This is a genomic window from Aliivibrio sp. S2TY2 (assembly GCF_028765525.1).
Lineage (GTDB): Bacteria > Pseudomonadota > Gammaproteobacteria > Enterobacterales > Vibrionaceae > Aliivibrio > Aliivibrio finisterrensis_A.
Window position 1 is genome coordinate 84,156 of the sequence record NZ_JARACS010000002.1, and the last position, 12,330, is coordinate 96,485.

General features: G+C 37.6%; 9 protein-coding genes. All 9 read right to left on the reverse strand.

Features of this window, described 5'->3' with window-relative positions; translation table 11 throughout:
• Positions 1–25 precede the first annotated feature (25 nt).
• Positions 26–4,834 carry an OmpA family protein gene (locus PVK63_RS04230; protein WP_130086365.1) on the reverse strand — a complete coding sequence of 1,603 codons (4,809 nt, stop codon included), beginning with the start codon at positions 4,832–4,834 and terminating at the stop codon, positions 26–28.
• Positions 4,834–5,925 carry a TolB family protein gene (locus PVK63_RS04235; protein WP_130086364.1) on the reverse strand — a complete coding sequence of 364 codons (1,092 nt, stop codon included), beginning with the start codon at positions 5,923–5,925 and terminating at the stop codon, positions 4,834–4,836. Before PVK63_RS04235 ends, PVK63_RS04230 begins: the two co-directional genes overlap by 1 nt.
• Positions 5,926–5,929: 4 nt before the next feature.
• The gene (locus PVK63_RS04240) at positions 5,930–6,313 is read right to left on the reverse strand and encodes a hypothetical protein (protein WP_130086363.1); all 384 of its coding nucleotides are present in this window, start codon (positions 6,311–6,313) and stop codon (positions 5,930–5,932) included.
• On the reverse strand, positions 6,313–7,404 hold the full coding sequence (locus PVK63_RS04245; protein WP_130086362.1) for a WD40 repeat domain-containing protein: 1,092 nt from the start codon (positions 7,402–7,404) through the stop codon (positions 6,313–6,315). The genes PVK63_RS04240 and PVK63_RS04245 overlap by 1 nt, the downstream gene beginning before the upstream one ends.
• A 4-nt stretch (positions 7,405–7,408) precedes the next feature.
• Entirely contained in the window at positions 7,409–9,103 is a 1,695-nt protein-coding gene (locus PVK63_RS04250) for a hypothetical protein (RefSeq protein ID WP_130086361.1), read from the reverse strand.
• Positions 9,104–9,354: 251 nt separating this feature from the next.
• Positions 9,355–10,332, reverse strand: a complete 978-nt coding sequence (locus tag PVK63_RS04255) for a Gfo/Idh/MocA family protein (protein ID WP_130086360.1) — start codon at positions 10,330–10,332, stop codon at positions 9,355–9,357.
• Positions 10,333–10,362: 30 nt separating this feature from the next.
• The gene (locus tag PVK63_RS04260; protein ID WP_130086359.1) at positions 10,363–10,710 is read right to left on the reverse strand and encodes a HopJ type III effector protein; all 348 of its coding nucleotides are present in this window, start codon (positions 10,708–10,710) and stop codon (positions 10,363–10,365) included.
• A 76-nt stretch (positions 10,711–10,786) separates the two neighbouring features.
• A complete protein-coding gene (locus tag PVK63_RS04265; RefSeq protein WP_054776097.1) occupies positions 10,787–11,065 on the reverse strand; it encodes a GNAT family N-acetyltransferase in 279 nt (92 codons plus the stop codon).
• Between the two features lie 40 nt (positions 11,066–11,105).
• The gene (locus PVK63_RS04270) at positions 11,106–12,284 is read right to left on the reverse strand and encodes an MFS transporter (RefSeq protein WP_130048879.1); all 1,179 of its coding nucleotides are present in this window, start codon (positions 12,282–12,284) and stop codon (positions 11,106–11,108) included.
• Positions 12,285–12,330 lie beyond the last annotated feature (46 nt).

A 12,330-nucleotide genomic window follows, 5' to 3' on the forward strand; every position in this document is an offset into this window, starting at 1 on the left:
GCGATGCTTACTAAAACATTTCTCTCTAATCAGGAGCAGATAGACTTTCAGGATTATCCTCTATCCAACGCTTCAACCATTCTACCTGCTTTTTAGGATCTTCATTTTTTAACTCTTTCCATTTCGCTTGTGCTGATATATTTAACTTCTCTAATTCATGACCCTCTTGAGTCCAAGGTAAATCATTGCCATAAAAACGCTTACTTTTTGGGAGCCTAAGCGCTAGTGGAGAACCTGTAAAATATTTACTCTCTCTCTTATCAATTCCTTCTTGGTACACCCCGAAAAGACGTAATTCAGAAGAATAGATCTCACCACTCTTATCATCTAAGATCGGGCCAAACGGTCTTAATCCTTTTACCTTTTTGCCTGTTGGCGAGATATAGTCCAAATCAAACTTTATTACATACAGCTTTTTAGACCCTATCTGATTGAGAAAAAGTTCAGGAGCTTGCATAACCTCTTTAACAGCCATAGAAGAAAAGGCTAATAACTCACTCTTATATTTCCCATCTATATTTAATTCAGCTTCTTTCGTTTTAATATCACTGTAAGCAGGCTGCGAAGAGTGATAGCCATAATTGATCTTATAGCTAATATCCATTACATGATGAAGAGAGCTAAAGTAACTTGGCCCTTTTCCCTTTGAGTTCGCTTTTATAAGCACTGAGTCTTGCTCTTCAATACTTAACTTTAACTGCATTGTGATCTTATCAAGATTGAAACCAATACTCTTGTAATCTTCACGGTTATCTTTATCTGCTAATAAAGCCACATAAATCGATGCTGGTTGCTCTTTACTCCAATCAAACTGTTGAGAATTAATTAGCTTTTGTTTATCAAACCATTCAAATTTATTCCCTATGTTTAATGCAGCAAGCGATGTGATATTTCCTTCTATATAAGGCTTTTTACCTGCTCCTTTACTACTTTCATTGGCTTTAACAAAGCTCTCAACGAGTAAATCAGCCTCATTAATTACCGCACTTTGATTACCTAACCCATCAAAGAGATATAGCGGTTTAATTGATGTATCAACACTTCCATAGGTATTGTTATCATCAATGCCATAGTGAATATTGCTCATATCGTAAAGCACGCCACCAACGTCCAGTTTTTCTATCGACACTTTATGCTGATTCAGCTTAAAGAAATACGACAGAGCTTTGTATTTACCATCCTGTTTCCATGTATCAAAATTTTCATACCAATAACCAGAAAACAGAGGTTTAAGACCAGGGATTTCATACTCACCAAACCAATAGGTTGGTTCAAATTCAACAGCGGTTAACGTTTGTTTTTCATCTTTATCCGCTGCATAGTCATCACCTAATTGCTGTCTGTAGTATGACGTCAATTCTTTATCTGATGGCCCGCACACGGTTAAATCAGACACCTCTTTTGCTGATAATAAGACTTGATATTGAGGGCCATCAACATCAAGCCAGCCACGATCACAACCATAACTTAATGTTGCTTTAAAGAATTTCTTCGCATCTTCTGAAGCGTCTTTGGTTAATACAACTTGTAACTTAACACGAGTAAATGGCGTAATACGGTTTGTTTTATCTGGTTCTTTCCACTTTGAATAAGGCACCCATGATTTGTCATCATCTCGGTCTTTAAGTACCAATAAACGACTAAAACCAATATCGTCAGGTTTCACGTCTTGAGCTGTATTGTCAAACAACTTAGCAAAATCAACAAAACCATTCTCTTTATCATCCATATACAAACTGGTTTGCACAGGGAACCCGGTATTAAACGTACCTTGAATTTTAGCTCGTTTAACTAAATGTTTCGTTGCTTCATCCAACGTTGCTTTCTTATTCTTATTGGCATATTCCACAAAGAAAGAACGTGCTTGTGATGCGCCAGTTTTATCATCTCTTACTCGGTTCAGCCAATTCTGAGCCATGGTATTGTAAGACGACAAAGGGGCTTCCCAATTATCATTAAGAATATAAGTTTCTATGTAGTCTTGAACTCGATCACTTATGAGTTCTTTTTTATAATCACTATTTGAGCTACTCCCTAGCGATATTCTGGCAAGCAATTCAATTAAACCATTTAACGCCAAAGCTCGAAGTAAGAAGCGTTTTTGTAATTCTTCTGATGTTTTATTCGCCTTTAGAAACGCTTCTACCTCTTCTTTTTTTGTTAACTGCTGTTCAATTTTGACCTTAAATCCACGATACTGTTGCAATACTTCAATGTGAATTTTACCTAACTGGTTTAGCTCATTAACGTTCTTATATTTAGCTTTAAAATCCTTATAAGCCCCTTCTGTTAATATTGAATCTAAAAAGCTTAACCCACTGTCTGCAATAGTAGCACCCTCTTTAATTAACATAACCCCAGCCGCGACAGGGGCGATAGGGGTTAACATTGCCACCCCCATTAAAGAGTTAAATACTGCTGACACTTGCTCTTTTTGATTATTATCTAACCCAACATCAATCGCTTGTTTTGCTTGACGAACTTTCTCTAAGTCAATCATACCCGTTCGGCTAGGAGGTAAAGCTAATGAATACGTTGGAGGCAATAGGCTTATTTCAACACGTCTATCCTCAGCTAACGCTGAATCGTCCCCAGTTTCACTCATAGCAACTTTAGCGTTGCCTGCACTTATTGGTTGAGTGTTGCCATGTGACAAAGTAATAATACGCTCAGGTAATGTGTTATCTTCTTTTGCTTTATCTAAAATTGCCTGCTCAACTTGTTTCGCGCGATCCTCAGCAATCGTCTTATTCGCCTTATCACTGCCAATTCGCCCTGCGTGCCCATCGATTTGAATTCGATAATCTGGGTGTGTTTTTAGTAGTTCAGCAATTTTCTCACAAACTTTATCGATATCACTACGTAATGTCGTACCTGTATTTGGTAGCTCCGACGAATTAAATTTAAAGTTAATATGAATAATCGCACGAGAGCCTTGCGTAATAATACGCGCTATTTGCTCCTTACCGTCATTATTCAAAACCTTAGTGGCATCTGAAAGCTGCTTAGCCCAGTCCGCCTCGGCTTTTACCATCACAATTTTTTGCAAATAATCAGTGGTTGCACCATCAAAGTTTTCTTGTTCTTTAGTCGATTGTTTCTCTAATTCTCCTTGTTTATCTACTAGCTGATAAAAATCATACATACTGCCAATACTGTCTATAATAGGTAAGCCTTTAACCAATTTTGTATAAGCACTTCCTTCAAACCAACTTGCCGCGAGATTTCGAGAGCTAACAGATGCCCCGTGTTCTTGAAGATGCTCTCTCATATCAATAAAGAAATCACGCATAACAGGCCTATTGGCATAAACATTTCGAACCACACTTCGAGCAACCTGAGACGGTGCTAATTCTTGCAGTGTTTCTGCTGTTTCTACCGCTGTTGTAAACGCAACACGTGCCTCTTTGACCGATTGCAACCCAAATAAGAAACTCGCCCCTGCAGTAAGCGGCTCTGGTAAAACACCCTCAACGGTTAATTTACCCCAAATATTTTTTGCCACACTGGTTGCAATTTGTTGGCTAGATAAATCACCAAATACACCAATGCCTTTTGTCGCAAAACCTTGAGCGTAAGATTGCGCTGTCTTTTGCACTGCGGATGCAACACCAAGCGTGGCGACACCAGTGCCTTTTAACGCAACGGGGTTTCCTTGCTGTGTCATAAAATCAGAATAGCTAGGTAATGCCGTTGGGTATTGATAAATTAAACACTCTTCAAGAGAGATTAAATCACCGCATACCATCGCCAACTTACCAAAACCGCTTATCGGTTTAAAAGTGACTTTCTCATGCAATTCATAAGTATAGACATCTTGTATCCTTTCACTCTTTGGATGCTTAGCATTGGCTTTAAATTTTAATTGCCCTTGCTTTACTGAATCAGGAAAAATAGGTTCTATTCCTTCTTCTAATATTTCTTTTTGTTTATCTAAATAGTCTTTTACCCAGAAACGTGTTCGCAGTAAAAAATAACCATCATCAATTAATGTAGAATCAAAATTAAACACTACGCTCGGTAGTGTAGCTTTAGCTTCATCTGTTTTTTCTTGGTTAGGGTTAGGCTTAGTGATAAAACTCGTAGCCAAGACATCCTCGGCTTCACCTGAAGCATCTTGTTTTGATTTCACTTGAATAAGAGAGACCTCTGCCCCCACATACAAATCACTGCTGAACACCACCCCAACTGAGTGAAAAGCAGGGGTAATAATGCCTTGAATCTCAGTAACTTTGCTTTTTTTTATACTTTCATACCAATCATTGTAATCACTTTGTTCATCTGTCAGCGGTTTATCAGACTCTTTTTTATAAGGTTCAGCTAACTGACTAACTTTTATTTTACTGATGGCAAATTCAATTAATTTGGAATATTTTTCTTCCGTTTTTAATTTATTGGAATAAATATCTTTTAGTGAATTGTTTAATGCTTTAACACTGGTGTGTGTTTCAGCAAGCTGTCCAATCACATTTAATGGCGGAAACATTAATGAATATGGTTTATCTAAATTTAATTCATTAACCGTTAATGGCTGCTTATGACGTAAAAAAGTTTGTTTTTTTGTTATGGATTCAGGTGCTGTATTCTCATCAAAATAACCCAACTGACATAATAAACCGTCTTTATTCGTGCCCCATAATACTGGCTTTTCAGCATCATCAACCAAAACAGGCGTAAAAGGGATTGGGCGAACATTGCGCAAATCATCAGCCTCGGTTACATCAGATGATTGATGCCAAGTCGCTTCAATTCTCTCACCCTCTTCATCTAGATAACTTTTAAAGTAAGCCCCTAATAGATAGATTCCGTGATCATAGGTATTTAAAGCAGACATTATTTATCCTCCTTAAACCATAAACCATTGTTTGCTAATCCATTATAAAGGATCCCTTCTCCTGACATGGCACCATGTGAAAAAGCACGCCATGACCATACTTTATCCTCTACACGATCAACGATAGTAACGTAAGTCATTTTGCTTAATGCACTATAATGGGCGTCTTTACCTAAAATTTGAGCAGGAACAAAGCCATCAACCATTTGTTTCATTGTTTGCTCTTTGGTATCAAACATCCAGCCATAATCTTGATTTGATCCCCATGCAAACCTTCCTGTTGGACTAATAGACTTCACATTAAAAATTCTTTCTTTATCACTTAATGAGCGATCTGAACTCAAAACAAATAAACGCTCATTTGTCTTTAAGTTATAACCCACAACTGCGGCATCAGTCACTTTGATAATTTTATCTTCAGTTAACACTGCTTCAGTACGAATTTTATAATCAATCTCACTAATTTCACCAGTCTCTGAATCCCAACGCGAATAGCGATTACGATATCTCTCATGATACAAATAGCGACTGTCCTCAGACCAAAGCATATCAAGTGGAGAGGTAGTCTTCTGTACAACTGTCACTTTACCTGTTTTTAAATCATACACACTTTTATGACCACCAGAGCCAGCCCAAGCGACGTAACGATTATTTGGCGAACGAGTTAAATTCCGCACCGCCGTTAAATCTATGGTTGCATCAGTCACCAAGCGTAAATCTGTTCCGTCGGTTTTCATGCTCCAAATTTTAAGCCCGCTCTCATATTCATCTTTTGAGCTTGAGTTAGCCCACGCAAATTGAAAGCGCGGTAAATCGTATGAGCTAGCGTCATTAAGATCTTCTTTTGGCCACTCTTTGGCTTTTTCAACAAAGTAACGTGGAAAATCTTGGTACATTACTTTTAATTCTTTTTTTCGCCCAAAAGCCGCATGTTCACTGCTTTCCATAATGTAATAATTATGCACGCCGACATAGGTACGATCTGGATGCTGTTCAACCTTTAATTGAGCCGCTTCTGCTGCCACACTTTCAGGGTCATTACACCCCATTAAAGTGATGCTAAATAGTGCAAATAATAGTATTTTTTTCATTGTTCTAGCCTATTAATTCTGAAACTTTAATTTTTGTTAAATGTGAAATTATCTGTACGTTTTTAATTATTAAATCAATCACATTTAATGGCTGCTTATGACACAAAAAGGTTTGTTTTTTTGCTACGGCTTCAGGTACTGTATTCTCATCAAAATAACCTAGCTGACACAATAAACCGTCTTTATTCGTGCCCCATAATACAGGGCTTTCAGCATCATCAACCAAAACAGGTGTGAACGGAATTGGACGTATATTGTGTAAATCATCCTCAGTTACATCAGATGATTGATGCCAAGTCCTGAACTCTTTTGTTCGTCCGTTATCATGAAGGTCAAAATATGCTCCTAACAAATAAACACCATGATCATAAGTTGTCAAAGTAGACATTATTTGCTCTCCTTAAACCACAAACCATCATTAGCTAAACCATTATATAAAATTGCATCTCCTGATAACGCACCGTAATAGAATGCGCGCCATGACCACACACGGTTTCCAACGCGATCGACAATTCTAACTTTAGCAAAGCTATCTAATGCACTAAAATGAGCATCTTTCCCTAAAATTTGAGCTGGCGTATAATCGGTAGTCATTTGCTTAACTGTTCCTTTTTCTATATCAAAAAAGAAACCAAAAGAAGGGTTAGATCCCCATGCATAACGACCTTCAGGATCAATTGAGCTTACATCTAATGAGCGTTCATCCATTGACAGTGAACGATCAACACCAATCCAGTTGATCTCTTCATTGGAATTCGCATCTACAACCAAAACGCCGAAATCTAAAACAGTCATTCGCTTTCCATCAAAGTTAGCTGTTGTGGTTCTTATTTGAAAATCAATCTCACTAATTTCACCCGTTTCTGAATCCCAACGAGCATAACTGTTTATAGCGTCATCAAAATACAAATAGCGACTGTCTTCCGACCAAAACATATCAAGTGGCGAGGTATATTTATGCATATTTGAAACCTTACCCGTTTTTAAATCATACACCCCTTTCTGACCACCAGATCCAGCCCAAGCAACGTAACGGTTATTTGGCGAACGAGCTAAATTACGAATAGATGCAAAACCAATGGTTGCATCCGTCACTAAACGTAAATCTGTTCCGTCGGTTTTCATGCTCCAAATTTTAAGCCCACTCTCATACTCATCTTTTGAGCTTGAATTCGCCCATGCAAATTGAAAGCGCGGTAAATCGTATGAGCTGGCATCATTAAGATCTTCTTTTGGCCACTCTTTGGCTTTTTCAACAAAATAACGTGGAAAATCTTGATACATTACTTTTAAATCTTTTTTTGTCGTGAATTGAATGTCACCACTGCTTTCCATGGTGTAATAGTTACTCTCACCCACATAGGTACGATCTGGGTGTTGCTCTGCTCTTAATTGAGCCGCTTCTGCTGCCACACTTTCAGGGTCATTGCACCCCATTAAAGTGATGCTAAATAGTGCAAGTAATAGTATTTTTTTCATTGTTCTAGCCTATTAATTCTGAAATTTTAATTTTTGTTTTCAAAACGGATAATTCGTATTCTGTTGTCCCTAAATCAGCACTTGCGCCGCGAAGAATATCTACTTCTTCAACTTCTTTTGGCCAACCAGAAAAAGAGAGATTTAAGAAACCTTCATCGTCAGCTTTTGCTTGTCTGAAATAAACTTTCTGTGACCATTCTTGGTCTTCATTTCTTAACATCATGAAATCATCAGGTTGGTCTGTTGTGCTGCAAATTCGGTAACGTAATGTAATTTGATTTTTTGGTGGCATCACCGTCATTGCTGCAATGTTGCTATCACTTTGCTTATTGATTAATTCTGCTCCAAAAACTGAATTATCAACTATGGGCAACTTGTAAATACTATCGCCTTCAAATGTTTGCTGCTTGCTATAAACAGACATTTCATCAGTGGATACCGCGACATTAATATAATCAGCCTCTAGCGCGTTGATGTCATTTTCATTCAATGGTCTTTGGCTATAATAGACATAACAATCAGTTTGCTGTTGGCCTAATATTTTATAAGGCAACCAAATATGAGGCATGGGATGACTTATTCGTTTCGTATTATTTGAGCCCTCATCTTTTGTTGGGCTTTCGTGTGTCGCTAGACATATTTCATCGTGATCAAAATCTACAAATTTTAATGTGATCTCTTCTTCTCCTAAATCAAATACTCTTGCTTGTTCACATAGATCAAGTTCACCTGAAAAGACTTTTTTTCCTTTTTGATACAATTCAAATTTTTCAAAAGAGACATTAGATTCTGGCAGAAACTCCGATCCTGTAATATTTACATGGTAGGTTTTTGATTGGCTTGGATTATCACCTTGATAATAATATTCACAAAAATAACCATTTTTATTAATAGCGATTTCTCGCCATACTTTATTTTTCCAAATAACGTAAAAGAAACCAGTTTTATATAATGTGTGTTCGGTTTCTTGCCTCTTCATTGGCACCACAGGCACTAACACATTATCCCACTCTGCCATTACTGTTTCTTTCGATACAGGAAGTAATGATTCGCTCAGTAACAGATTTATCTCTTTGGCTGAATTCATGCTTGGTAACGTCAAATACAGTGCTCTATTCCTATCATCTAATGACGTAAATTCGACGAGACTCCTGTGTCCGTTTTTGCTGTCTTTTTTTGGCTTTATTGTCTTTTCATTGATGTCTTTTAATTTTGAAATCGAGATTGATGCGGCGTTATTAGGCCATTGGCCTGCAAATTCGATAACGATTTTATTATCATTCTTTTTTTCAGAAATAGGAGTGATAGATGACGTGTTTGAACTTGTACGAAGTAAGGTTGGCTTTACTTTTAACCGAGAGCGAGTCATTGAAGGGTTTGCTACTTTATCGATTCGTTTTTGTAGACCAGAGCCTTTCGATAAGTGTAGATCATCGATACTCCTATGCTGGTTCATTAATGACAATGCAACCCACTCACCCTGCTCAACCAACTGACGAATATAACTGACTGTGCGAAATACCCCTTGTGAACCTGAAATGACGGAATGGCGCTGTAAAATACTGGGTAAAGCGGCTTTTAGTTTTGCGGGATCAGAAAAACGATTAAGGTGAATAAGTAGCTCATTTGGTGTAAGAATATATGGCAATTCCTTTTGAGTTAATAATCGACCAGGAATCAATCTAAATTGACAGAGCATCCATATCCCCATATCTATAATAGAGTTAAACAGTAAAATAACCTGTTATATAAATATGAAGGAGATTGCCAGTCAAACCCTATCCATTATAAACCTTTGTTTCCTAGGTCGACTTCGCGTGTTTGTGTAAATATCCAATACCTTAATTACATTTGTCATCACGCATATGAATCACTGGAATTTAGTTATAAAAAAGCTGAATAACTTAATCTCATTCAACTTTTTCTATTTCAGGTATTTAGATAATAATGCTAACTATCAGCTGGAAAAACCACACCTGTTTGTTTACGGATTTCGGTGGTTACTTTTGATATAAGCAATGAACGCTCAACTGCTTCCATATCCATTTGATTTAATTCAACTTGCTCGGCAAATTTAGACGCTTCACAAAACATTGGATTGGCATTTTGTTCAAGGGTCAAATCTTCTGTTTCTCCACCACGGTTTACTTTCGTTACTTTTTGGCCAATAGAGATCATCTCAGTTAAGATCGCCCCATTCTCACCTTGGATCTCACTAGGTACATAAGAATCACTGATCTTAGAGTGCATAACAACAACATCAAAGCCATCATAACCACAAATGATACTGCCGTTACCATCAACACCTGAATCTAACAGGTGTGCTTGTGCTTGAATTGATGTTGGCTCACCAAATAACTCAACCATAGAGCCTACACAATAAAAACCAATGTCCATAATCGAGCCATTTGAAAACTCAGGATTAAAAGTATTTGGGTTTTCACCATTAAGGTATTTAGGGTAACGAGAAGAGTACTGACAATAAGTGATGTGCGCTTTTCGAATCGCTCCTAAACTTGGTAAGTGTGACTTAATCTGCTGAAAGTTAGGTAAATATGGCGACATAAAAGCTTCAAACAACACCACGTTATTTTCTTGTGCGGTTTGATAAGCAAATTGTGCTTCTTGGTAATTTGAAGCGATTGGCTTTTCACAGATGACGTGTTTGCCCTGCTTCATCATCTTAATAGATTGTGGCGCATGAAATGAATTAGGGCTTGCGATATACACCGCATCCACTTCATCACACGTCGCTAATTTATCTAAACAATCAAAGGTTAAATTGACGCTAAATTTATCTGCAAATGCTTTAGCTTGTTCAAGTGAGCGTGAATACACTGCAGATAGTTGGTATTTACCACTTTCTAGTGCAGCCGCTAAAAATCGCTCAGTAATCCAGTTGGTTCCAATAACAGCAAGTTTGATCATAATGGTCTCTCTATATTGGTTTTCTTATGATTATTTCGCTTGAAGTGCTTGAGCGTTAAACTGAATCTCAGCCCAACCGGTTACCATAAAATTACGAATATTTTGGTGGTCATTACTCGTTGGATTTTGTAGCACATCTTCACGATAATATTGACCAAAGCACGCTAACGTTTGCTCAACCGTTAATTGATTTAGTAGAGCAAACGCAAAGATCTTACAAGAGCCATTATTTTGATCAGCCAAATTAACGGTATTACCATTCGCAAATTCGGTTGGCGTAAAGTCATAGTGAGACTCAATCACGGCCATGGTTTCGGTAAATTCAATCAATTCAGGCTGTGTGCTTAATTTTTCAATAAATGCGTTTAACGTCATCATGACTTCCTTTTATCAACTTGTTTCTATCTGAATCCAATACAAAAAAACCTAGATAGACGTTCTACCTAGGTTTCAATTATTTCGCTAATACATCTTGCCACTGTGGGTTTTTATTCATGTAATGAACCACATAAGAGCAGACAGGCACGATCAATAAATTAGATGCTCTCATCTCATGTAAGAACGACTCCATCATCACTTTACCGTAGCCTTTTCCTTGTAGCTCATCAGGGATCCGAGTGCTTATTACATCAAGAATATTACCTTTCTTTTCGTAGTAAACTTTGGCAACGGCATCGCCTTCCAGAGCAATTAAGTAACATTTATTATCAGGATCATGAGTTATCATATTCATGCCTACATTTCCCTATTCTTTTAAAGTACATCTACTTTAATCAGTTCCACTTAAAAATGCGAGTTTCGTTTCCTTCTTGTGGCGCTTCTGGGATATTGAGTGACAATAAAAATGAGATAAATGCCATTGTTGCGCCTACGTAAAACACCGCTGCTGGTGACACAAGCCATATCACACCAAAGCTCACAGGGATAACCACAGCAGCGATATGGTTGATAGTAAAGGCCACACCAGCCGTTGATGCCATATCAGCAGGATCGGCTATTTTTTGGAAATAGGTTTTAATCGCTAATGCTAAAGCAAAAAACAGATGGTCGATAATGTACAGTGCTGCTGCCATTTCTGAGGTTTGTACCAATGCATAACCAACAAAAACAAAAATCAAACCAATGTATTCAAACATTAACGCTTTGCGCTCACCAACGACACCAATCCAACGTCCAATCTTTTTAGCAAATAACCAGTTAAATGCATAGTTTGCTAAAAATAATAATGTAATATCAGCAGCTGAATAACCAAACTTCTCAACCATTAAAAAGCCAGCAAACACCATAAAGATCTGACGACGAGCACCACTCATAAAGGTTAATGCGTAATACAACCAATAACGCTTACGTAGTACCAATTTCTTAGTTTGCTGTGTTTCGGTTTCAAAGTTTGGAAACGATAACCACATGAAAATCGTCACGATTAATGCAATTGAGCCTGCAATGAAGTAAATCCATTTAAACTCTAATTGCACTAATTCAAGCAATACCCATAACACGCCATAAGTACATAAAGAAGCAAGCGCACCGATAGAGATAAGTTTACCGAGCATCTCTGGGGCTTCTTCTTTGGTTAGCCATTGCAATGATAATGATTGCTTTAAGGTTTCAAAATAGTGGAAACCCACCGACATCAATAATGTTGTGCATAGTAAGCCATATACGCTTGGGAAGAACCCAGTAATCGCAACACCTACCGCTAACATCACCAAAGAGAGGATCATGAACTTCTGCTCACGAATAAAAAGAAGGACAAAAACAGCAGTAAAGGCTAGAAAACCAGGGATCTCGCGCACACTTTGCAATAGCCCAATATCTGCACCAGTAAAAGCCGCTTTTTCTATTACAAAGTTATTCAGCAGTGCATTCCACGTAGAGAAGGCAATAGGAACAACAATAGAAATTAAGATCAAAAAGGTTTTTGGATTTTTCCAATGAGCTAGGCTCGGCATGATAGTGACTCTTATTAATATTTAGATTTACACACTGTAACATATT

Coding starts and splice junctions, on each gene's coding strand:
- PVK63_RS04250 (WP_130086361.1), bottom strand. CDS start 9,103: ATGCTCTGTCAATTTAGATTGATTCCTGGTCGATTATTAACTCAAAAG.
- PVK63_RS04265 (WP_054776097.1), bottom strand. CDS start 11,065: ATGAATATGATAACTCATGATCCTGATAATAAATGTTACTTAATTGCT.
- PVK63_RS04230 (WP_130086365.1), bottom strand. CDS start 4,834: ATGTCTGCTTTAAATACCTATGATCACGGAATCTATCTATTAGGGGCT.
- PVK63_RS04240 (WP_130086363.1), bottom strand. CDS start 6,313: ATGTCTACTTTGACAACTTATGATCATGGTGTTTATTTGTTAGGAGCA.
- PVK63_RS04235 (WP_130086364.1), bottom strand. CDS start 5,925: ATGAAAAAAATACTATTATTTGCACTATTTAGCATCACTTTAATGGGG.
- PVK63_RS04260 (WP_130086359.1), bottom strand. CDS start 10,710: ATGATGACGTTAAACGCATTTATTGAAAAATTAAGCACACAGCCTGAA.
- PVK63_RS04245 (WP_130086362.1), bottom strand. CDS start 7,404: ATGAAAAAAATACTATTACTTGCACTATTTAGCATCACTTTAATGGGG.
- PVK63_RS04270 (WP_130048879.1), bottom strand. CDS start 12,284: ATGCCGAGCCTAGCTCATTGGAAAAATCCAAAAACCTTTTTGATCTTA.
- PVK63_RS04255 (WP_130086360.1), bottom strand. CDS start 10,332: ATGATCAAACTTGCTGTTATTGGAACCAACTGGATTACTGAGCGATTT.